Genomic DNA, 22,616 nt, shown 5'->3' on the forward strand with positions numbered 1-22,616 from the left:
CGAGCCTGCCTTGCCTCAGTTGCCGACGACCTGGAAGCGCGCACCCGCCGAGCGCGAGAACACGCGCCGGTCGTACATCGCCTCGCCGTACGCTGCCGGCACCACGTAGTCGCCCACGTTGGTGGCGCGTGCCTTGTAGGTCACTTCGAGCAGGTCTTTGTTGACGCTTCCGTAGAACACGACGCGGTCTTCGCGGATGTCGGCGTATTGCACCTTCCACGAGCCGCCTCCGCCCAGGCGCTTCTTCCAGATGGGCGCGTCGGCGTTGGCATCGTCGTCATCGCCCACGGCCTGCAGCACCGGCTCGAGGCCGCCGGGCAGCACGTCGACCAGCGCCACGTCGTTGAGCTGCGCGCGCTCCAGGCTGCGCACTCGCACCCGCACCGTGACCTCTTCGCCGAGCTTGGCCTTGGTGATCGGGTTGCCCTTGGCGTCGAGCACTTCGTGGAAGATTTCGAGGCCCTTGTTCACCGCCGTGGCGGGCACGTTGCGCTCGAAGCCCTGTTCGGCCCAGCTGTAGTACAGGTTGAAGTCGCTGTCGTTCGACAGCTTCAGCTTGGCCGTGCCGGTCGGCACCGCGGCTCGCGTGATCGGGTTCACCGCACCCAGCGCAAGCGCTGCGGCCTGGCCTTGCGCGTTGACGGCGCTCGCCGTGAGCTTGCCCTCGACGTTCTGCCCCACGGCCTCGAAGTACGAATCGACCGCGAGCAGCATCGAGGCCGACGACAGGCTGTTGTACCAGCCGTCGCGCACCATCGCCGCCATGCCTTCCCACACCGCGGGCTTCAGCGTCTTCAGGCGCGACGGGAAGTGGCGGCCCACCAGGTGCAGCGTCATGCTGTCGTGCACCAGCGGGTCGTAGTAGGCGCCCCAGACATTACGGCGCTGCTTCTTCTCGGTGCGCGCGAGCAGGTCGGACCACACCGGGTTCAGCAGTTCGTTGGCCACCTGCTCCTGCTTCACGAGCTGGTAGCTCGCGGCAAGGTAGACGGCACCGAGGTCGTCGCTCCAGCCCTGCGTCTGCTTGCTGCGCCATGCTTCGCGCAGGTTGGCCAGCGCGGCCGGCGCGATGATGCCCTGGCGGGTCAGCAGGTAGGCTGCCTGCGTACGCTGGCGCCAGCCGTCGAGCGATGCGTCGCCGCTGCCGAGCCAGCCTTGCAGGTAGGCGTTGGCCTTCTGCAGCAGGTCTTGCGGCACGGGCAGCTTGTGGTCCTTGGCTTCGACCAGCAGGTGCACTGCGTACAGCGTGGCGAATGCATCGGTGCCGGCGCCGGGCCACAGTGAGAAGCCACCGTCGGCCGTCTGCCGTGCACGCAGCTGCACGAGGTAGCGCTCGAAGGTCTTGCGCGCCTCAGGCATCGGGCCTTGCTCGGCCGTGCGGCCGCGCGCCATCTCCTTCACCAGCTCGGGGCGGCCCGCGAGCAGCACAGCAGGGAAGGTCTGGCTCGTGATCTGCTCGGTGCAGCCGTGCGGGTACGCCTCCAGGTACTGCATGAGGCCGGTCGCGAAGGCCCACGGCGCGGCGGACACGGCCACGTCGCTCTGGCGGAAGTTCGGGTACAGGTCGGCCTGGCTCGACAGCTCGCCCGCGCGTTGGAAGCTACCCGCCTGCACCAGCGTGACGAAGGGCGATGCAGGCCGCACGCTCACTTCGGTGGACAGGCGCGCGCTGAAGGTCTTGTGCGTCGATGTGAACACCAGCGCAGAAGATCCCAGCACCGCCTGTTCGCCCGGCTTGGCGCGCACATTGAACCTGGTGCTGGCTTCGCCGCGCTCGTTGACCTTGAGCGTCTGCGTGGCGTCGCCCACCACTTCGAGCCCGCCGGAGGCGGTGAGCGTGAGTGCAATGGGCGCTTCCTTGCCCGAGCCCACGATGTTGTTCGCAAGGCCCACGCCTACCTCGACCGTATCGCCGGGCGCCATCGCGAGCGGCGCGTTCGGCAATATCACCATGTCGCCGCGCACCACGGTGCGAGTGGTCTTGGCGGCTGTGGTCTCGTCATTCACGGCCACGGCCATCACGCGCAGGCTGCCGTTGAAGCTCTCGGGCACGGTGTAGCTGAACTCGCGGCTGCCGTTCACGTCGACCAGGCCCGACCAGTAGGCCACCGGCTTGTCGCGCTTGCGCTTGAACGGGTTCAGGTGCTTGCCGAGTTCGCCTTCTCCGTCGCCACCGGGTGCGGCGCCCTGCATGAGCTTCTTGAACTCCGGCAGGATCAGGTCGAGCGTCTGCAGCGTGCCGACTTCGAGCGCGCGCTTCTGGAAGAAGTGCTTCAGCGGGTCGGGCGTCTTGTAGCGCGCCACCTGCAGGATGCCTTCGTCCACCGCGAACACCACGGCGCGCGTGGGCTTGTCGCTGGTGAGCTTCATCTTCACGGTCTGCCCCGGCTTCACCAGCTCGCTGCTGGTGAGCTGCAGGTTGGCGGTGCGCTTGGTCAGCGCGGTGGCGAAGGGCACGACGCCGTACGACAGCGGGCTCATGTAGACCTCGTCAGAGGCCGGGTCGCGCACGAAGTGCACGTTGATGTAGCCAGTGCCCTCGAAGTCCTTGGGCAGCACGATCTTCTGCACCGAGGCGGTCTTGTCGGTCTTGAACCAAGCGTGCGCGTAAACCTTGTCGCGTTCGATGGTGATGAGGCCCGCACCCACGTACGGCGCGCGGATGCTCACCGCAATCTCTTGCCCCGGCTCGTAGTCCTTGCGGTCGAGCGTGAGCTGCAGCTCTGCATTGCGGTCGAGCGAGCGCGATACGTTGGCATTGCCCGCCACGCTGTACTCCACGCGATTGAGCTCCAGCCCCTGCGCATTGCGCACCACGTAGGCGAAGTTGCCGGGCGCGCCTGTGTCCAGCGCCACGTTGTTGCCGGCCGCGGCGATGGCGAAGGGCTTCTCGTCGAGCACGACTTCCTTGCGGCGCGACTCGTAGCGGTACAAGCCGTTGTCCTGCTTGATGAGCACCGACAGCACCTTGCGCTCGACGCGCTCGATCTTCAGGTCGGCCACGGCCGTCTTCTTAGCCTGCGGGTCGATGGCGATCACGGTGGCGTTACGCGCGGCGCCCTTGCTCACATAGCCGACGTCACCGTCGACCTTCACGCCGACGAGGTAGGGCATGTCGCTCACCAGCGTCTGCGCTTCGGCCGACACGCTGCGCCCGCCCTCGGGCTCGAAGGCCTTGGCGAGCACGTGCACCTGGTAGGTGGCGGCGTCGAAGCGCGACAGGCGCAGGTCGAATTCGGCCTTGCCGTCGGCGCTGGTCTGCACGCTGCCCAGGTCGTCGACCTGCTTGTCGGCGGCGCGCTGCGGATCGAAGAAGGCGTAGTCGGTGAAGGCGCGGAACACCGGGAAGCCGGGGCTCAGCGTGAGCGTGCCTTCGACCTTGCGATCGGGCGCTGGTGTGCCGAAGAGGTTCTGCACGTCGATGAGCGCCTTCAGGTCCTTGGGCTTGACCCAGCCCTCCGCGATTTCGCTGCTGAGCTTGGCCGTGACCTTGGTGCGGTCGGGCAGGAACTCCTGCACCTTCACGGTGGTGCTGCCGATCAGCAGGCCTTCGACCTCGGGCGTGCCGGGCGACGATTCGCGCGGCAGGTAGAGATTGACGGTGTAGTTGCCGGTGGGCGATGTGTCTTGCGTGGTGTGGGCGATTTCCGCAGCGCCGCCGGGGCCGAGCTTGAGCTTTTCGCGGCGCACGCTGAGGCCGCGCGCATCGATGATCTCGGCTTCGAGCGGCAGGTCGCGCAGCGAGGTGCCCCAGTTGCCGGCCTTGACCATCATCGCGATGTGCATGGTGTCGCCGGGGCGGTAGATGCCGCGGTCGCTGAAGACGTAGGCCGTCATCTGGTTCGGCACGCCGGCCGCGCGCAGGCCGCCGACGTCGAAGCGAGAGATGTCCAGCGTGCGGTCGTTGCGGTTGAAGGGCAGGAAGCTCAGGTCGCCGTCCTTGCGCACGACCAGCACCACCGGCGCCTTCTCGCGCTGGTAGCCGGCGAGGTTGGGCAGCTTGGCAGCGCCCGTCGCATCCGTGGCCTGCGACGCGACGATCATGCCGTTGCGGCCCCACACCTCGACCAGCGCACCGGCCACTGGCTGGCCATTGGCAATGCTCTGCACGAACACGTCGCGCGTGCCGTCGAGCGACTTCTTGGCGACGATGCCCAGGTCGGTGACAAGCACGAGGCGCTGGTCGAGCTGCTGCTCGGGGCTGCCGCCTTCGCCGTTGCCTTCTTCGTCGGACGACTGTTCTTCCTGCTGCTGTTCGTCTTCGGGCTGAGCTTGCTGCTCATCGCCCTCGGGCTTCTTCTTCGCCTTGGGGTCGTAGCCCTGCACCTTGAGCAGGAACACGCCGCGGCGGTCGGCCACGTCGTTGCGCAGGTACTCGGCGAAGTCGACGGTTTCGTAATGCGCCTTGCCGGCGGGAATGCTGAGCGGAATCTCCTTCTGGAAGCGGTCGACGAGGTTGTCAGACTGCAGGCCGCCGTAGAACTGCGGATGCGAGAAGTCGCCGTTGGTCTGCGTCACCAGGTGCTGCAACTGCTGCGGCAACAGGCGGCCGATTTCGAGGCGGATGCCGGGCAGGTCGCGCACGAGAATCGGCAGCTTGCGCTCGCCCGAGAGTGCGAGCAGCGAGCCCTGGCTCATGATGGTGAGCTCGGGCGCGAAGGTCTTGAGCAGGCGCACGTCTTGCCGTGCGGCGCCGAGCTGATAGCCGCCGGGCGTCTTCAGGCCCTTGGCCACGCGCACCAGCAGGTAGCGGCCGCCCTCGGCCTGTGGCATGCGGAAGCTGACCATCTCGGTCACTTCGCGCTCGCTGGCGATGGGCTGGAGGTTTATCTTTTTGGCGCGGCGCAGCACGGCATCGGTGACCTTCGACGGATCGGCGGACCAGTCGAACTTTTCGTCGGGGTCGCCCTTGGCTTCTTCTGTCGCGGGCAGCAGCCAGGCTTGCACCACGCGCGCCATTTCGCGCTCGTGCACGGGCATCGAGGCGCTGACGTGCATCACGTGCTCGGGTTCGCCGTTCTCGCCGGTGACGATGGTGGGTTCGATGCTGGCGATGCTCAGGCTGAAGAGGCCGGGGATGTCGACCGCGCGGGACATGTCGGCACGCAGCGCCGGGCCGCCCTTCTGCGCGACCGTGCCGGAGGTGAGGCTGAGAATCGCCGGGCGAGTCTTCTCGGGAATCGGCAGCGGCTCTGATTGCAGGGTGGCGTTGAGGCGCAGCTTGTCGTAGCTGACCGTGAACTTCTCGCTCGCGCACTTGCCCACGCTGAAGAAAGAGGAGCTGCAGGGCTGGTCGTAGGTCAGCACCAGGCGCTTTTCGAACTCGGCCGTGTTCACGGGGTGCGAGAAGTGCACCTGAAAGAGCGCGCGGCGCACGTTGGCCTGCACCGGGTCTTGATAGAACTCTGCGGCGTTGATCTGCGCGGTGAATTCGGGCGAGGTGAACTCGTACTTGCGCAGGGCCATCTCGATGTGCGGTGCGAGTGCGCTGTCGGCGATCTGCACCTTGTACGGCTGGCCGATAGGCCAGTCTTGCGCGGGCAGGAATTCGAGCCGGTTCTGCTTGGTCCACGTCCAGCGGCCGGCAATGGCGGGCTCGATGGTGACGCCGGTGGCCTCCTGGCCGATGCGCGCAATGGGTGCCACCGAGGCCGAGAAATTGATGACGAAAGGGTTCGGGCCCCTGTCGAGCTCGATCTGCGTGCGCTGCGGCGGCTCGGTCTTCGCGGTGGCGACGACGGGTTCGACGCGATCGGGCGTGAGGCCGTGCCACCACTTGATCACATGGGGGCTGGCCATCCAGCCGGCCAGCACGAGCAGCAGGAGCAACACCAGCCAGGCCAGCCGCTGCTGCAGCCACTGCAGTCCGAAGAGCAGGAATGCGCCCGCGATGCGCAGCCAACCCGGTGGTCGCCAGGAACCGACGAGCCCACGGGCCACCGGACGCAGAAAGCCGAGCACGCGGCCCAGTCCGGTGAAGAGCACGTCACTGAACGACGCGAGTTTTCGATTGGCGACTTGAAGCATGGACGCTCCCACTGTGTTTTTGTTGGCGTCCGCGAGTTTGCGGACCATCTGTGAAGCAATGGCGCTGTGTGTGAAGTCTTGGTGAAAACTGCACAGGGCCGCGCGAGGCCTTTTTCAGTGATTCATGGTGCGGCGTTTGGGGGCGCTCTTGTTAGGGGTGCGTGCGCTGCCACGCGACAACTTCATGCGCATGTGTGACCAGGAATGCGCGCATGCGCGCGAAGCGCCGCTGCGTCTGCCGTGCGAAAACCCACGCGACCACCGGCTCCAGCAGCCAGCGCAACGCCTTCGGCCCGGCCTCGATGGTGTAGACATAGATCAGTACCGAATGGCCGGGCTGCGTGTCGCGGTGCCGCATGGACGCAGCCCAGCGGTTGAAGGGGAAGGAGCGGCCGATCATCGAGGCGGCCGCCACGTGTGGTCGGTCGAAGCTCACGAAGCGCGTTCGCATCGACAAGCCGCGCAGCCAGCCGCCGCCCACGTTCTCGGTCTCGGCGCCGACGAACGGGCAGGGCGCACCGCCCACCACGCGGGCGTTGCCGACCAGCGAGTCCCAGCGTGCGCGCCACACGTGGTAGTGGAAAGCGTCGAAGACAACGTCGGCCGGCGCCGGCATGTCGAACTCAAAGCGCTGGTGCGCCATGGCCTGCCACTGCGATTGCCGCTTCTTCGACCACGTCGGTCACCATGCCCCAGCGCGCGAACTCGGGCTCGAACTCGGACAGGGCGAGCAGGCCGGCACAGGCATGCGCGCCGATAGGCAACGCATCGCCCCGCGCGAGACGCCGGGCCAGCAGGATGGCGGCCATGCAGGGGATCTCAGGGCCGTGGTTGTCGTCGGCTGCTATGTGCCACGCGCGGCGTGCCGGCGCGCCCTGCGCATCCGTGCCTTCCACGCGCACGACCATGCCGCCCAGCGCGGTACCGAGCGCGTCGAACACGCCGCCGGCCGAATGCAGCAGCGGCGCCAGCTTCTGCGGCGTGGGCAGCAGGCCCATGCGGTGCATGAACGCCATGAAGGCGAAGGCGTGCTGCGCCAGTCCGACTTCGAGCGCAGCGCGGAACATCACCGACTGCACGCCGGCATAGCGTGCGGGAAAGAGCTCGAGATCGGGAATGTCGCAGAGCGCACCGCGGCGCGGCTTCATGCGCGCGAACTCGACCTTCACGGGATCGGCCCAGCCGGGCCGCTCGACCCACTTGCTCCCTTGCCATACGCGGATGGGCTCGCCGCAGTAGGCGAGCACGCCGGCCAGCGTGGCCTCGCCGCGCGGCGCGCCTTGCGCGGGGGCGATGCAGATATCGATGCTGCGGATGCCTTGCCAGCCGGCCGCGAGGTGGTCGACCACCGCCGAGGAAAGCGCCGGCACTGTGCTGGCCCCGCTGACGGCTGTACGGCCCGCATCGCGGAAGGCAGCGTCTTGCGCCGACGGGAAGTCGCACACGAAGCGCCGGCCATCGGCCAGGTCGATGTAGTGCGCGCCCGCCGCCGCGACGGCCTGCGGCACGCGGTAGTCCTGGTTCTGAAAGGGTCCGGCAGTGTGGATCACCAACGCGATGCCGAGCCTGCGCAGCGTGTCCGCGAGATCAGGCGCCTGCACATCGATGCGAACCCCGCGCGCGCCGCCGCCCAGCGACTCCGCGAACGCCGTGGCGCGCTGCGCATCGCGCCCCGCCACCAGCAGCTCAATGCCCGGATCGCCGGCCAGCGCGCGGGAGATGCGCGCACCGAAGTTGCCGTAGCCACCGAGCACCAGCGTCTTCATGCCGCCGCCGCGTCGCTGCCCGCGACCTGCCCGCGCGTGAACGCCTCTTCGAAGATCGAGTAGCCCGACCAGTCGGCATGCGCGAAAGACAGCCGGCCTGCAACGATGCTGCCGCGATGCGCGGCATCCGGCGCGGTGCGCTGCGGGCCGATCTGCGCCAGCAGGCCGGGCCGGGGGATCGACATGGCGTGCCCGTAGCGTGTGATGTCGATGCGCGTCGCCAGCGATGGCAGGTCGGGATGCGGTGCCGACAGCTCCGCGAGCAGGTCATCGCGCCAGCCGGTCCACGGGCGCTCAAGCAGCAGCTTGCGGCCGTCGGCGGTGTCGTAGCTGCTCGGGCCCAGCGGCCGGTACCAGCTGAGCACCGTGCCGCGCGGCGTCGGGTCGAGCGACTGGTGGCGCGCGTCGACGTAGCCCAGGCCCTTGGTGCCGTAGATCACGTTATCCCAGCTCGGCGCGGCGCCGGGCCTGTCGGCCAGCGGGCCACGCAGGTGCACGTTGGCCACGAGCCAGGGCGCGTAGCGCACGTGCGCGGCGGCGGTCTTCAGCACCTCGGGCGGGTTCTCAACCACGCGCGCGGCGATGAACACGGGCAGCGCGACGATGCAGCGCTCGGCCTGCCATCGCACGAGGGACTTGGTGGCCGCATCCCACGCATCGACCTCGACGCCACCGCGCACTTCGGCGATGCGCGTGACGACCTGGCCGGTGCGCAGGCGCTCACCAAGCGGCCTGGCCAGCTGCTTCGTGAGCCAGCCGTTGCCTTCGGGCCAGGTGAGGATGCCGTCGCGCTCGGGGCTCGAGTCGTTGACGCTGCCGGTCGGATCGCCGGGCGCATGAAAGCCGTGCCGGCTCGCGAAGTAGTGGATGCCGGCCCAGGCCGACACCTGCCCGATGCCAGCGCCGTAGTCGTCGCGGCAGCAGTAGTCGAGGTACCAGCGCAGTTGTGCGTCGCTGAAGCCTTCGCCGTCGAGCCAGCTGGCGAAGTTGATGGCGTCGAGCGCCAGCAGTTCGGGCGTGACGGCGACCTTCAGCGTGGGAATGGCGAAGTGCGCGGCGTGCTGCAGCGCGTCGATGCGCTGCGCGAACTTGCGGTACTGCGCGAGCGTGCCTTCGCCCACGCCATGCATGGGCAGCAGGCCGTCCTGCCACTCGCCGTGGATGAACAGGCGCTCCTGCGGGCTGTGGCAGAGGGTGACCTCGTCGTACTCCCATCGGCCCGCCACGCGGCGGCGCAGACCGAGTTCTTCGAGCAGGTCCTGCACCTCGCGCGCGTCGTCGCCGGGCACGGGCAGGTAATGCGCGCCGAGCGGGCAGGCAATGCCGTTGACGATGCCGCCGCGCGCGTTGCCGCCTGCGGTGTCTTCGAGCTCGATCAGCGCGAAGTCGTCGATGCCCGAGAGCCGCAGGGCGCGTGCGGCAGCGAGGCCCGCAACGCCGCCGCCAGCGATCACCACGCGGGTGCGCTTCACGACGGCGGGCGACGCGCTGTGCAGTGCGCCATCGCGCATCGCATGGCCACGCGTGACATCGATGCCGGTGAAGCCGCCTTCGATGGGCGGTGTCGGCGACTCGCAGCCCGCGAGCGCGAGGGCGCCCGCCGCACCTGCCGCCACGCCGAGGAATTCGCGCCGTTGCATGGTTGGCTAGTGCGCCATCACCTTGCCCCACTCCTGCTCGTAAGTGGTGACCAAGATTTGATTCGACAGCCGGTTCACTTCGGCCGGCACGCGCGCCATGTCGAGCGGAAAGTCGAACATCAGCGGCAGCGTGGAAGGCGACAGGAAGCGCAGGCCCGAAGGCAGCGCATCGGGCATGCGGTACGGCCGGCGGCTCGCGATGATGTAGCCCCATTCGCCGAAGCTCGGCACGTGCGCGTGGTACGGCGTGGCGCGCAGGCCGACCGACTCGATGGTGGTCGCCACGGTCCAGTAGCTCTTGCGCGCCACCAGCGGCGAAGTCGTCTGGATCACCGCGTAACCGCTGGCCGACAGGCGCTTTTCGAGCAGCGCATAGAAGCTGTTGGTGTAGAGCTTGCCGATGGCGAAGTTGGTCGGATCCGGAAAGTCGACCACGATCACGTCGAACATGTCGCCCGGCTGCTGCAGCCACTGGAAGGCGTCGGTGTTGACGATCTTCACCTTGGGCGACGAAAGCGAATGGCCGTTGAGCGCAGCCAGCGTCTCGTGATCGGTGAAGAGTTTCGTCATGTTCGGATCGAGTTCCACGAGCGTGACCGACTCGACCGAGGGGTACTTCAGGATCTCGCGCACCGCCATGCCGTCGCCGCCGCCGAGCACGGCGACCTTCTTCGGCGCGCCTTGCGCGGCCATCACCGGGTGCACCAGCGCTTCGTGATAGCGGTACTCGTCGCGCTCTGCAAACTGCAGGTTGCCGTTGAGGAACAGGCGGTGCCCCAGCAACCCGCGCGTGACCACGATGCGCTGGTAGGGCGAGGTGGCGCTGAAGACGATACGGTCCTGGTAGAACTTGTCTTCTGCCAGCGTGGTGATGTGGTCGGCCCAGACGAAAGCCGCCACCAGCGCGGCCAGTGCGAGAAAGCAGGCCAGCGCATGCGCGCCGACGCGGCGCAACTCATGACGGAACAACCACAGCGCCCACACCGCCACGGCCGCGTTCATGAAGCCGAACAGCAGGCCGGTGCGGATCATTCCGAGCTGCGGCACGAGGATGAGCGGAAACGCCACCGACACGGCCAGCGCGCCAAGGTAGTCGAAGGTGAGAACCTGCGACACCAGGTTCTTGAGCACGATGTTGCGCTTCAGGATGCGCATCACCAGCGGAATCTCGAGCCCCACCAGCGTGCCGACAACCATCACCAGGCCGTACAGCAGCAGCCGGAAGGCGCTCGGCACGTAGGCGTTGGCAAGAAACAGGATCGCCGGCAGCGCGCCGCCGATCAGCGCCACCATCAACTCGATGCGAAGGAAATGCGCCGGCAGTTGCCGGTCGAAATAGCGCGAGAGCCAGGAGCCCACGCCCATGGCAAACAGATAGGTGCCGATGATGGTGCTGAACTGCAGCACCGAGTCGCCGAGCAGATAAGAGCTGAGCGCGGCCGCGCTCAGTTCGTAGACCAGGCCGCAGGCAGCGACCACGAACACGCTGGCGAGCAGCGCGATCTCTATGGGTTGCGGCCCCCGCGCATCCGGGGTGCGCGCGGGCAGGGCCGCGTCGTTCAATGGATTGCTGCGGCGACGATGATGCAGATGCCCAGGCTCATCGCGGCAACCACCAGCCCCAGCGCCACGTTCTGCTTCTCGACAATCTCGCCCCACAGGTCATAGGGCGTGATCTTGTCGATGATCAAAAAGCAGAGCCAGAAGATCACGACGCCGATCAGCGCGTACACGAGCGATCCGAGGACCACGCCCGGTTTCAGCCATTCAAATCCCATGGGGACCTCCAGTCGTAGTAGTGAGGTGAGAGTCAGACATCGCGTGCATCTTCGCCGTCATTTGTGGCCGCCGCCACTCGAATAACCGCCATACGAGCCGCCCGAGCTGCGATAGCCTCCCGACGAGCTGCTGCAGGTGCTCAGGATGATCAGCATGATGATGATCACGACGATGATGAGGATGATGGTGCCGCAGCCCAGCCCGGAGGCGGCGCTCACGGGCAGCGCGTCGGCGCGCTTGAACATGTCCTTCTTGGTGTCGAGCTTGAAGGCGGTGGCCACCGCGCCGCTGTCGATCTTGCTGCCCGACGACCACGTCAGCTCGTTGGCAGAGCGCTCCATCGACAGCAGCGCGCCGCCGTTGGCGAAGTCTCGGTTGAAGGTTTTCTGCCCGCGCTCGACCTGCCAGTAGAACTCGCCCGCCACGTAGGTGGTCTCGGCGTTGTAGGCGTACTGCTGCTGGTAGCGCTTGCTGAGGTAGGTGGCGGTGCTGCCGTTCTCGGCCATCACCGGCGCGCCGGTGGTCGGCTTGACCATGCTCCAGCCGTCTTCCGCATCGACCAGGAAGCTGAAGCCGCGCTTCTTGTTGTAGAGCAGGTATTCGTCCCAGCCGAACTGCTCGTCGTCGCCGGGCTCGCTGCCCATGCGGTGCTGGAAGCCGACCACCTGCCACTGCGCTCCCTGCAGCTGGCCCATGCTGCCGAGCGCGATGAGCGGGCGCACGGGCTCATCCTGCGTGGCGTGCCTGAGCTCTCCGCCGATGCCCTGCGACAGGTCGATGATGCTGCTGCACGAGCCGCAGGTGATGCTCTTGCTGTCGGCCAGGTTGACGGTGACGGGCGAGCCGCAGTTGGGGCAGTTGAAGCTGCGACCCTTCTCGTCCTTGGCGGATTCCTCGCGCAGGCCGGTGAGTTGCAGGTCTTCGAGCTGCACCGAGCGGCCGAGGTAGGCGCTGGGCGTCGCGGTGCCGTAGTCGATGCTGAGCACCAGCCCCTTGTCGCTGCGCAGCTCGACCATCGCGAACGGCCGGCCGAGCTCGGGCAGGTGCGGCAGTTCGCCTTGTGCAGAGGTCAGCGCCACCTGCTCGTTCGAGGTAACGGTGTAGCTCTGGCCGGCGAAGGCGGTGGTGGCGCCCACGCGCAGTTCGTTCCATGGCGGCGCGGCGCGCTGCAGGTCGAAGGGCAACGCGAAGACGTAGGCCCCGTTGTCCTCGCTGAGGATCGCGGTGCGGTCGCCGTCGAGCGCGGCGATCCATTCGGTCCAGCGGCCGCCGGGGTAGGTGTACTGCAGCCGGCCGATCAGCGTGAAGGGCTTGTCCTGGATGCGGCCGGCGGCAAACAGCTGCAGCGGGCTGAAGTCGTCGAACAGCTCGGCCATCTTGCCGGTGCGCGCGAGCGTATCGCCCTGGCGCACGACGGTGCTCTGGCAATAGGGGCAGACCGCGTGCGTCGATTGCGCCGAGCGGAATTCGACCGGCGCGCCGCAGCCGGGGCAGGGCGCGCGGTAGTAGCGTTGGTTGCCGGTTTCCTCAGCCATGGCGCATCAGCCATGGCGTGGACGGCCACGAGTTTTTCAAGCCAATGAGGCTTCCGACGCCCGTCGAACGGGCGTCAGGCGCTATCGGGAACATAGCGCCGGGTCAGACGAGCTTCTTGAGTAGTTCGACCTTCTTGGCGTCGAACTCTTCCTGGGTGAGGATGCCCTTGGTCTTGAGTTCGCCGAGCTTCTCGAGCGTGGTCATCACGTCGGTGGGGCTCACCACGGCCACGGCGGGTTGCTGCTGCGTTGCCGCGGCCTGCGCGGCCGCATTGGGGCTCAGGCCCTGCGCGAGGTTCTGCGCGAGCACCTGGCCGAGCGCCACGCCAGCGCCCAGGCCCATCGCGTCGCCGGCAATGCCGCCGCCATTGGCAGCGCCCTCGGCGAATTTGGGGATGGCCTGCGCCGTCTGGTACTGCATGAACTTGCCCATGTCGTTGCCGACCATGCCCATGCCGATCTTCTGGTCGAGGATCTTCTGCAGCTCTTCGGGCAGCGAGACGTTCTGGACCGTGATGTTCTCGAGCTTGATGCCGATCTTCTCGAACTCGGGCACGAGCTGCGCGGCAAGCGCCTGCGCGAACTGGATCTGGTTGGCCGCAAGGTCGAGGAAGGGCACGCCGCTGGAGGCGATGGCGTTGCTGATGTTCTGCAGCACCAAGCCGCGCAGCTGGCCGTCGAGGTCGGCCACGGAATAGATGTCGCGCGTGCCGGAGATTTCGGTGTGGAAGGCCTTGGCGTCACCGATGCGGAAGGAGTAGTTGCCGAAGGCGCGCAGGCGCACGGCACCGAAGTCCTTGTCGCGGATGGTGATCGGCTGGGGCGTGCCCCACTTCTGGTCGACCTGCTGGCGGGTGCTGAAGAAATAGACGTCGCTCTTGAAGGGGGACTCGAAGAGCTTGTCCCAGTTCTTCAGGTACGTGAGCACGGGCAGCGTCTGCGTCGTGAGCTTGTACATGCCGGGGCCGAACACGTCGGCCACCTTGCCTTCGTTGACGAAGACGGCAACCTGCGACTCGCGAACGGTGAGCGAGGCGCCGTTCTGGATTTCCATCTCCGCCATCGGGAAGCGCCAGGCCAGCGTGCCATCGCCGGTCTCGGTCCACTGGATGATGTCGATGAACTGTTTCTTGATGAAATCCATCAGGGCCATGGTTGCTCCTCTTCAGGTTTTTTCAGGTTTTATCCGAACTGTGCATATTGCCACAGCGACTTGACAGCGCACCCGTGCTTTTGGTCATGGTTGGCACCGGCCATGCGGTGTATGGCTTTACGAACCGAGGTCTACAATCGGCGCCCCCAGAAGAAGCGCCACCAGGAGCTACGGCACATGTCAGATTCGACCCCCTCGACCTCATCGACTCCCACGCCCGAAGACAAACGCGCCGAGTTGCGACGTGCCGCCCTCGAGTACCACGAGTTTCCCGTTCCCGGCAAGATCGCCATCGCGGCGACCAAGCAGATGGTCAACCAGCGCGACCTGTCGCTGGCCTACTCGCCCGGCGTGGCCGCGCCCTGCGAGGAAATCGTCAAGGACCCGGCCAACGCCTTCAAGTACACCTCGCGCGGCAACCTCGTGGCCGTCATCAGCAACGGCACCGCGGTGCTGGGACTGGGCGACATCGGCCCGCTGGCGTCCAAGCCGGTGATGGAAGGCAAGGGCGTTCTCTTCAAGAAATTTGCCGGCGTCGACGTGTTCGACATCGAAATCGACGAGAAAGACCCGGCCAAGCTGGTCGACATCATCGCGTCGCTGGAGCCGACCTTCGGCGCCATCAATCTGGAAGACATCAAGGCCCCTGATTGCTTCTATGTCGAGCGCGAGCTGCGCAAGCGCATGAAGATCCCGGTGTTCCACGACGACCAGCACGGCACTGCCATCACCGTAGCGGCGGCCATGGTCAACGGCCTGAAGGTGGCGGGCAAGGACATCACCGAAGTCAAGCTGGTGGCCTCGGGCGCCGGTGCCGCGGCGCTGGCCTGCCTGAACCTGCTGCTCAAGGTCGGCCTGAAGCGCGAGAACGTGTTCGTGACCGACCTGGCCGGCGTGGTCTACGAAGGCCGCACCGAGCTGATGGACGACGACAAGCGCCAATACATGCAGAAGACCGACGCGCGCACGCTCGCCGAGGTCATCGAGGGCGCCGACGTGTTCCTGGGCCTGTCGGCCGGCGGCGTGCTGAAGCCGGCAATGGTGGCCAAGATGGCCAAGCGCCCGGTGATCTTCGCGCTGGCCAACCCGAACCCCGAGATCTCGCCCGAAGACGCCCATGCGGTGCGCGACGACGTGATCATGGCCACCGGCCGCACCGACTACCCGAACCAGGTCAACAACGTCCTGTGTTTCCCGTACATCTTCCGCGGCGCGCTCGATTCGGGCGCGACCACGATCACCGACGAGATGGAAATCGCCGCGGTGCACGCAATTGCCGATCTGGCGCAGGCCGAGCAGAGCGAGCGCGTTGCTGCTGCCTACGTCGGTGAAAAGCTGTCATTCGGCCCCGAATACCTGATTCCGAAGCCCTTCGACCCGCGCCTGATGATGAAGATCGCGCCGGCCGTGGCCAAGGCGGCAGAGGAAAGCGGCGTTGCGACCCGTCCGATCAAGGACATGGACGCCTACCGCGACAAGCTGCAAAGCTTCGTCTATGCCTCGGGCACCACGATGAAGCCGATCTTCGAAACCGCCCGTCGCGCGGCGAAGAAGCGCGTGGCGTACTGCGAAGGCGAGGAAGAACGCGTGCTGCGCGCCGCCCAGATCGTGGTCGACGAAGGCCTGGCCCGCCCGACGCTGATCGGCCGCCCGGCCATCATCGCCCAGCGCATCGAGAAGTTCGGCCTGCGGCTGAAGGAAGAGCTCGACTACGACATCGTCAACGTCGAGCAGGACCGCCGCTACCGCGACTTCTGGCAAACCTACCACCGCATGACCGAGCGCAAGGGCATCACCGCCCAGGTCGCCAAGATCGAGATGCGCCGCCGCCTCACGCTGATCGGCGCGATGCTGCTGCACAAGGACGAGGTGGACGGCATGATCTGCGGCACCTGGGGCACCACGCTGATCCACCTGCACTACATCGACCAGGTGATCGGCAAGCGCCCCGGCGGCTGCGAGAGCACGCCGCAGGACGTGCCGGTGTACGCCTGCATGAACGGCCTGCTGCTGCCCGACCGCCAGGTGTTCCTGGTCGACACGCACGTCAACTACGACCCCTCGCCCGAGGAACTGGCCGAAATCACGACCATGGCGGCCGAGGAAATGATGCGCTTCGGCCTGAAGCCGAAGGCGGCGCTGCTGTCGCATTCCAACTTCGGCACCAGCAACGAGCCCAGTGCCATCAAGATGCGCAAGACGCTCGACCTGCTGCGCGTGCAGGCGCCCTGGCTGGAAGTGGATGGCGAAATGCACGGCGACGTGGCGCTGGACAGCAAGCAGCGCGCGGTGGTCATGCCGCACAGCGCGCTGGCGGGTGACGCCAACCTGTTGGTTTTCCCGAACATCGACGCGGCCAATATTTCCTACAACCTGCTCAAGACGGCGGCAGGCGGCAATATCGCGATCGGCCCGGTTCTGCTTGGCGCGGCCAAACCTGTGCACATTCTCACGGCAAGTGCGACTGTTCGGCGCATCGTGAACATGACAGCCTTGACAGTGGCTGACGCAAACGCCGAGAGATAAGCCATTTGGCGAGAGTGGCCGCCAACTTAAAGCGCCACTCGATCCCTTCGCGACTGCTCAAACTTTGAGCAGTCGCTTGCTATTTTCGCCAGCGTGGTGCACACTCGCGGGCTTGAATTTGCGGGTTAACCCGACGTTGATCGCCGATTCGAACCCCCCGCTCTTTTCTTGTGGTGCCCCATGGCGGCTTACGCCTCGATCACGTCCTCTGTCACAAAGTTTGCGCTCACCAGTCTGATGCTGGTGGCGTTGACGACGGGGGCCGAGGCCCGCGGATGGTTCGGCGCCGGAAAAACGTCCACCGAGGAAACGATCGCTCTGTCCGAATTGCCGGCACAGGGCCAACGAACCTACCAGGCCATCCTGAGTGGCGGTCCCTTCCGGTATGACAAGGACGGCACGGTGTTCGGCAATCGCGAGCGTCTTTTGCCACCCGCACGCCGCGGCCACTACCGCGAGTACACGGTTACGACGCCCGGTTCGCGCAACCGTGGTGCACAACGAATCGTCTGCGGCGGTGAACAACGCACGACGCCCGAGGCCTGTTGGTACACCGCAGACCACTATGCGAGTTTCAGACGGATTGCGCCATGAGCGATGAAAACGACCTGAGCGGCGCCCCGAAGCGCCCCGAAGAAATGATGATGACTATGGAAAGACCAGCGGAGATGACCTTATCCCTTCGTGCCGTACGCCCGAACATCGTGCAATCGATCCGCGCGTTCCGCGTGAACGACCTGCAGGACGCGGCCAACGCGGCCGGCCAGCACTTCCTGTACGCCAACCTGGGCAACGCCCAGACCAAGCAGGACGTGCTCGACCTGATCGCGCAGCAGTTCACGTTCCCGGCCCACTTCGGGAAGAACTTCGACGCGCTGTACGACTGCATGACCGACCCGTTGCATAAATCGGGCCCGCAGCCAGGTTTCGTCATCGTGCTGGAGCAGATCCCGGCCAACGCCAAGTTCGACAAGGAAGCGCGCGAGCAGCTGCTCGACATCTTCCGCGACGCCTCGGACTACTGGGGCGACCGCAAGGTCCCGTTCCGGTGCTTCTATTCTTTTCTGTAGCCCGTTCTGCATCTACCAGCCAAGCAGAACGGGCGAACGAGGCTCAGCCGAACGCTGAAACCCTCGATGGCATCGAAGTGAACACCACCGCAACCGCAGCGGCAGCCTCCACCGAACCGGCCGGCGAAAAAATGCCGACCGACAAACTGGTCGACGTGTCGCCCCTGGCGCTGCGCATGAGCAGCCCCTTCAATGCGGGTTATTGGCTCGCCGCCGCCTAAGCAAGCAGGCTTAGGCGTTTGCAGCCTCCGTTAAAAAGCCCGTCGCAGACGGGCTTTTTTCATGGGTTTCACGGGATGATGGCCTGGGCCAGAGCGACGTATTCGTCGACGGGCACTTCTTCGGCCCGCCGCTGGACATCGAATTCGCCAGCGAAGCCGTGCTCCTGCAGCCACTTGCCCAGCGTGTGGCGCAGCAGCTTGCGGCGCTGGCTGAAGGCGACCTGCACGATCTCCCCCAGACGGGCCGCATCGACCGCCGGCGGCGTCGCCAGCGGCACCATCCGCACCACGGCGCTGTCCACGCGCGGCGGCGGGTCGAAGCTCTCGGGCGGCACGAACAGCACGTTCTGCATCTCGTAGCGCCACTGCAGCATCACGCTCAGGCGGCTGTAGTCCGAGGTGGCGGGCCTGGCCACCATGCGGTCGATCACTTCTTTCTGCAGCATGAAGTGCTGGTCGGCGACCAGATGGGCACTACCCAGCAGGTGAAACAGGATAGGCGTGGAGATGTTGTAGGGCAGGTTGCCCACCACGCGCAGCGGCTTGGCCGAGAACCTGGCGGCCAGTTCCGCGAAGTCGACCTTCAGCACATCGGACTCGATCACGTCGAGCTGCGCATGCTCGCGCAGGCGCTTGGCGAGGTCGCGGTCGAGCTCGATCACGGTGAGGCGGCCCAGCCGCTCGACCAGCGGCTGCGTCAGCGCCGCGAGCCCCGGCCCGATTTCGACCATGGCGTCGCCAGGCTGCGGCGCGATCTCGCGCACGATCGCATCGATGATCCCCCCGTCGGACAGAAAGTGCTGCCCGAACCGCTTCCTGGCGATGTGTGCCATCGAATCAGGATTGCGGTGGGTCGCGGTATTCGACGTAGGCGCGTGCGCGCACTTCCTGCACCCAGGTGGTGAAGGCCTCCTCTACGCGCTGTTCGCGCAGCGCGGTGCGCGCAGCTTCGCGCTGCTCCGACTGGCTGAGCTTGGAATCGCGGCGGCCGACCACCTGGATCAGGTGCACGCCGAAGCGCGACACCACGGGGTCGCTGATCTGGCCCGGCGCGAGCCGGTCCATGGCTTCCTCGAATTCGGGCACGAACTGGCCCGGGCGCGACCAGCCGAGGTCGCCGCCGTCCTTGGCGCTGCCGTCCTGCGAGTTGTCGCGGGCAAGGCCGGCGAAGTCGGCGGTGCCGGCCTGCACGCGGCGCTTGAATTCGGCCAGTTGCGCAACCGCCTGCGCCGTGGTGCGCTTGGGGTCGTTGAGCAGCAGGATGTGGCGCACTTGGGTCTGCGTGACCGTGGCGTCGCCCGACCCGATCTGGGCCTTGGCGATGACCTTGAGCACGTGGAAGCCGGCGCTGGAACGCACGGGCCCGGCGATGCCGTTCACCGCGGTCGATTGCGTGGCCTCGACGAACAGCGACGGATAGCGGTCGGCGCTGCGCATGCCGATGGCGCCGCCGTTGGCGCGGTCCGGCGAATCGGAGTTCTCGCGCACCAGCTTGGCGAAGTCTTCGCCGGCGCGGGCGCGCTGGGCGAGGTCCTGTGCCTTCTTCTGTGCCGCGGCCACCTGGGCGTCGGTGGCGTTCTCGGGAACGGCCACCAGCACCTGCGCGAGGTTGAGGTTTTCCAGCGCCGCGTTCTTGACGGATTGATTGCGCTGGTCGCGCAGGTATTCGTCGGCCTCGGCGTCGCTGATCTTGACCTTCGACTCGACCTCGCGGTCACGCAGGCGCGTGAGCAGCAGCTGGTCGCGCAGGTCGTTGCGGAAGTCCTGCTGCGCGATGCCTTCGGCGGCCACGCGGCGGCGCAGCTCGACCAGGCTGATCTCGTTCTGACGCGCCACGGTCTGCTCGGCCTGGTCGATGGCTACGTCGTCGACCTTGATGCCGTTTTCCTTCGCGAGCTGAAGCTGGGCACGCTCCGTGATCAGCCGCTCCAGCACGAGCCGGGTGAGCTCGCCGCGGGGAACGCGCTCTGCGTCCGGGTTCTCCTTGATCAGCCGCGACACGCGCGTCTGCACGTCGGTGTTGGTGATGGGCTCCGAGTTGACCAGCGCGACGATGAATTCAGCCGAGCGCTGCACGGGCGCCGCGGCAGGCGCCGTCGACGGCCGCGCGGCCGGCGGGCCCAGGCGCGGCCCGGCGCGCATGATGTCCGTGATGCCGGTGCCGGAGCGGAAGCCCTGCGCACCCGACGTTGCAGCCACTGCCGCGAGGCAGCCCAGGGTGATGATGGAACGGATGTATTTCATGGCGTCGCTCAGTCAGTCGTCTCAGTCGTAATTGGTGAAGCGGCTCGGCGCTTCGCCCGGTTGGCGCAGGGGTTCGTAGCGCTGGATGTTCTGCCGCAGGGCCTGCATGGGGCTGGAGCCGATGCTGGAGAAGCCGACGAATTCGAGCTGGAACATGATGCGGGTGTTCGCCGTCACCTGGCCCGTGGTGATGCGCTGCAGCACCACGCGCCCGATCCAGCAGCAGCCGTCGTACTCGAAGCCGAGCACGCCGTCCGTGAGTTTCTTGTCCTGCAGGCTGTAGTTGAGCCGGCCGACCGCATACCATCGTCCGCCGCCCTGGCCCTTGCCGGGGCCGAGGTTCTTGCCCTTGTCGCCCCACAGGTCGTTGATGGGCCATTGCCAGCCCACGTCGATCGACTTGCTGCCGTCGGTCGCGGTCGGGGTGCTGGGCGCCTGGTAGCGGAAGGCCGCGCTCAGGTTGTGATATGGCTCGGGGTTGTAGCGCGCGCTGATGGCCGAGCGCTCCGACTTGCGCGTGTCGGGGTTGTACTGCACGAGGGTGTCCAGGCTCCACTTGGGCGTCCAGTTGATCTGGGCGCCCACGAGCAGGTCGCTCGCGCGGTCGGTCACCGGCGTGCCGCCGGGCAGCGTGACCTTCTGGTCGCTGAAGCGCAGCCGCTGCGCGATGCCGAAGCGCGCGGCCTCGACGCCGGTGGCCGGATCGATCAGGCGCGAGGTCACGCCGAGCGTGAGGGCATTGGTGTCCGAGACACGGTCGCCGCCCGAGAACGCGTTCTCGGTGTAGATGGTCGCGAAGCTGAAGTCGTTGGCCGCCGAATCGTAGTTCGGCAGCATGCTCTGGTTGCGATACGGCGTGTAGACGTAGTAGGCACGCGGCTCCAGCGTCTGGCGGAAGGCGCGTCCGAAGTAGTTGGCGTCGCGCTCGAAAGTCAGGCCGCTGTCGAGGCTGAAGGTCGGCACCGCCCGGTTGCTGGAAGTCGGGAAGAAATACAGCGAGCTCGGGTTGTAGACCTGGCCGTTGACGTACTGGGTACCGTTGACCGTGACCGTCGGAATGGACGACTGCGGCAGGTAGTAGTTGTACGAGGCCGCGTTCAGCATCAGCTTGGGGATGACGAACGAGCTCGGCGTGATGAACGGGCGGCTGATCGAGGCGACGGCCATGGCACGGTCGCCGTCGGGCTGCGATTGCTGGGTGGCGTCGTAGCCGAGCTGCGACGGCAGGATCGTGTTCACGCGGAAGTGCGTGTAGTCCAGGTTCAGCGAAACGTCGAAGCCGTGCCAGTCGTACTTGTTGTAGTTGGCCGTGATCTGCGGCATCTTGTCGTACGCCGGCACGATCGGCGACAAGTCGTACTGCAGGTTCTGGTACTTCAGCGTGCGGACGATGCCGCTCCAGTCGCCCTTGCTCCAGTTGAGCGATGCATCGTTGGGCAGCTGGCGCTGCGCGAGCGACGGCGTGCGCGTGAAGTCGCGCCAGTAGTCGTTGTCGCTCACCCGGTTGATGCTGATGTTGGCCGACAGCGAGTCGAGGCCCAGCGCCTTGGCATCGAAGTCCTGGTGATGCGTGCCCCACACGCCCCAGCGCTTGGTGCTGCCGAGATCGGGGTAACGCTGGCCCATCAGGCGGTCGCTGCCCATCAGGTCGAAGCGGATCGTTCCGTTGTACCCCTTCTCGAGGTAGCGGAACTCGTTGCTGAAATTGATGCCGCGCTTGCTCATGATCGTCGGCGTGATCGTGGCGTCGCGGTTGGGCGCGATGTTCCAGTAGTACGGCTGCGCGATCTCGATGCCGTTGGTGTTGTCGATGCCGATGGTGGGCGGCAGCAGGCCGCTCTTGCGCTCGTTCGACAGCGGGAAGCTCACGCTCGGAATGGGCGGCGTGGTGATGCCCATGAAGCTCAGCCGCGCATTCTTGGCCACGCCCTCGTTTTCCTCGGTGTCCGTGGTCATCGTGGTCGCGGTCAGCAACCAGGCCGGCATCCAGCCCGGGAAGTCTTCGCGGCGGCAGGTGGTGTAGGTGGCTTCGCGGGCGATCGACACGTTGGCGTCGACGAAGTCGATGCGCTTGGCCTCGCCGTGCGCTTCGTTCACGAGGAACTGGTAGCGCACGTTGTTGAAGAAGCCCTCGAAGGTCTCCAGCTTGAGCTGCAGCTCGGGGCCTTCGTACACGTTGCCGGCCTGGTTGACGCGCACGTTGCCGGTGGCCTTGGCGCGGTCGTCGGGCTGGTAGTACTCGAGCCGGTCGGCGGTGATGGACACGGCGCCGCGCCGCAGCGTGGCGTTGCCCTCGACCACGGTTTCCAGGTCGGGCCGGCCGGAGATGCGGTCGCCGGTGACGATGCTGGGCATCTGGCCGCGGTCCGCGGGCGTCAGGGTTTCGGTCAGCAGCGGCGTGCGCTTCAGCGTGAGCGGGGCGTCGAAGTTGCCGGCCGTCTGCGCGGAGGCGCCATGTGCGTGCATCAGGGCCAGCGACAAAACAGCCAGCGGTAGCGGCGGGCGCGAGCGCCGCGGGGCGACACGACGTCGGTTCATCAGGCCTCCCGCCCAGCCGTTCCGAGGAAAGCGGTCGACTCGCCCGGGAAGGGCAGCGAGCGCACAAGGTGCCAAGCGTGAGGGCTTTGGGTCGTAGGCATCGGTTCGGAACGAAAA

General features: G+C 66.6%; 15 protein-coding genes. 4 read left to right on the forward strand and 11 right to left on the reverse strand.

Annotated features, from left to right (window positions below; genetic code table 11):
- Positions 1–15: 15 nt before the first annotated feature.
- From ACTG4X_RS00550 to ACTG4X_RS00585, 8 genes are all read right to left on the reverse strand, one after another.
- Positions 16–6,027, reverse strand: coding sequence for an alpha-2-macroglobulin family protein (locus tag ACTG4X_RS00550; RefSeq protein ID WP_440533043.1), 6,012 nt, complete (start codon positions 6,025–6,027; stop codon positions 16–18).
- A gap of 151 nt (positions 6,028–6,178) precedes the next feature.
- The gene (locus ACTG4X_RS00555) at positions 6,179–6,670 is read right to left on the reverse strand and encodes an SRPBCC family protein (RefSeq protein ID WP_440533044.1); all 492 of its coding nucleotides are present in this window, start codon (positions 6,668–6,670) and stop codon (positions 6,179–6,181) included.
- Positions 6,651–7,793 carry a saccharopine dehydrogenase family protein gene (locus ACTG4X_RS00560; protein WP_440533045.1) on the reverse strand — a complete coding sequence of 381 codons (1,143 nt, stop codon included), beginning with the start codon at positions 7,791–7,793 and terminating at the stop codon, positions 6,651–6,653. The genes ACTG4X_RS00555 and ACTG4X_RS00560 overlap by 20 nt, the downstream gene beginning before the upstream one ends.
- Entirely contained in the window at positions 7,790–9,433 is a 1,644-nt protein-coding gene (locus tag ACTG4X_RS00565; RefSeq protein WP_440533046.1) for an FAD-dependent oxidoreductase, read from the reverse strand. The genes ACTG4X_RS00560 and ACTG4X_RS00565 overlap by 4 nt, the downstream gene beginning before the upstream one ends.
- A gap of 6 nt (positions 9,434–9,439) precedes the next feature.
- Positions 9,440–10,996 carry a polyamine aminopropyltransferase gene (locus tag ACTG4X_RS00570; RefSeq protein ID WP_256330752.1) on the reverse strand — a complete coding sequence of 519 codons (1,557 nt, stop codon included), beginning with the start codon at positions 10,994–10,996 and terminating at the stop codon, positions 9,440–9,442.
- Positions 10,993–11,211 carry a DUF350 domain-containing protein gene (locus tag ACTG4X_RS00575; RefSeq protein WP_093055038.1) on the reverse strand — a complete coding sequence of 73 codons (219 nt, stop codon included), beginning with the start codon at positions 11,209–11,211 and terminating at the stop codon, positions 10,993–10,995. The genes ACTG4X_RS00570 and ACTG4X_RS00575 overlap by 4 nt, the downstream gene beginning before the upstream one ends.
- A gap of 57 nt (positions 11,212–11,268) precedes the next feature.
- Positions 11,269–12,747 carry a DUF4178 domain-containing protein gene (locus ACTG4X_RS00580; RefSeq protein ID WP_440533047.1) on the reverse strand — a complete coding sequence of 493 codons (1,479 nt, stop codon included), beginning with the start codon at positions 12,745–12,747 and terminating at the stop codon, positions 11,269–11,271.
- Between the two features lie 103 nt (positions 12,748–12,850).
- Positions 12,851–13,900, reverse strand: a complete 1,050-nt coding sequence (locus tag ACTG4X_RS00585) for an SPFH domain-containing protein (RefSeq protein ID WP_093055034.1) — start codon at positions 13,898–13,900, stop codon at positions 12,851–12,853.
- 177 nt (positions 13,901–14,077) lie between these two features.
- Here ACTG4X_RS00585 and ACTG4X_RS00590 point away from each other — a divergent pair, with 177 nt between their 5' ends.
- The 4 genes from ACTG4X_RS00590 to ACTG4X_RS00605 all read left to right on the forward strand — a co-directional run bounded on the left by ACTG4X_RS00590 (position 14,078) and on the right by ACTG4X_RS00605 (position 17,717).
- Complete coding sequence (locus ACTG4X_RS00590) at positions 14,078–16,426, forward strand: NADP-dependent malic enzyme (RefSeq protein WP_093055032.1); 2,349 nt, start codon at positions 14,078–14,080, stop codon at positions 16,424–16,426.
- 180 nt (positions 16,427–16,606) lie between these two features.
- Positions 16,607–17,020 carry a ribonuclease domain-containing protein gene (locus tag ACTG4X_RS00595; protein ID WP_093055030.1) on the forward strand — a complete coding sequence of 138 codons (414 nt, stop codon included), beginning with the start codon at positions 16,607–16,609 and terminating at the stop codon, positions 17,018–17,020.
- Between the two features lie 50 nt (positions 17,021–17,070).
- Positions 17,071–17,496, forward strand: a complete 426-nt coding sequence (locus ACTG4X_RS00600) for a barstar family protein (protein ID WP_086011111.1) — start codon at positions 17,071–17,073, stop codon at positions 17,494–17,496.
- A 77-nt stretch (positions 17,497–17,573) separates the two neighbouring features.
- Positions 17,574–17,717: a hypothetical protein gene (locus ACTG4X_RS00605; protein ID WP_176928788.1), complete on the forward strand. Its 144-nt coding sequence runs from the start codon at positions 17,574–17,576 to the stop codon at positions 17,715–17,717.
- A gap of 68 nt (positions 17,718–17,785) precedes the next feature.
- Here ACTG4X_RS00605 and rsmA read toward each other — a convergent pair whose 3' ends face one another.
- From rsmA to ACTG4X_RS00620, 3 genes are read right to left on the reverse strand one after another with little or no spacing between them, the layout of a single operon-like run.
- Positions 17,786–18,550, reverse strand: a complete 765-nt coding sequence (rsmA, locus tag ACTG4X_RS00610; protein ID WP_440533048.1) for a 16S rRNA (adenine(1518)-N(6)/adenine(1519)-N(6))-dimethyltransferase RsmA — start codon at positions 18,548–18,550, stop codon at positions 17,786–17,788.
- Positions 18,551–18,554: 4 nt separating this feature from the next.
- A complete protein-coding gene (locus tag ACTG4X_RS00615; protein ID WP_093055026.1) occupies positions 18,555–19,961 on the reverse strand; it encodes a peptidylprolyl isomerase in 1,407 nt (468 codons plus the stop codon).
- A gap of 21 nt (positions 19,962–19,982) precedes the next feature.
- The gene (locus tag ACTG4X_RS00620) at positions 19,983–22,499 is read right to left on the reverse strand and encodes an LPS-assembly protein LptD (protein WP_093055024.1); all 2,517 of its coding nucleotides are present in this window, start codon (positions 22,497–22,499) and stop codon (positions 19,983–19,985) included.
- Between the last annotated feature and the right edge of the window lie 117 nt (positions 22,500–22,616).

Origin of the sequence: Variovorax sp. YR566 (assembly GCF_051992195.1) — a bacterium.
Classification (GTDB): Bacteria; Pseudomonadota; Gammaproteobacteria; order Burkholderiales; family Burkholderiaceae_C; genus Variovorax.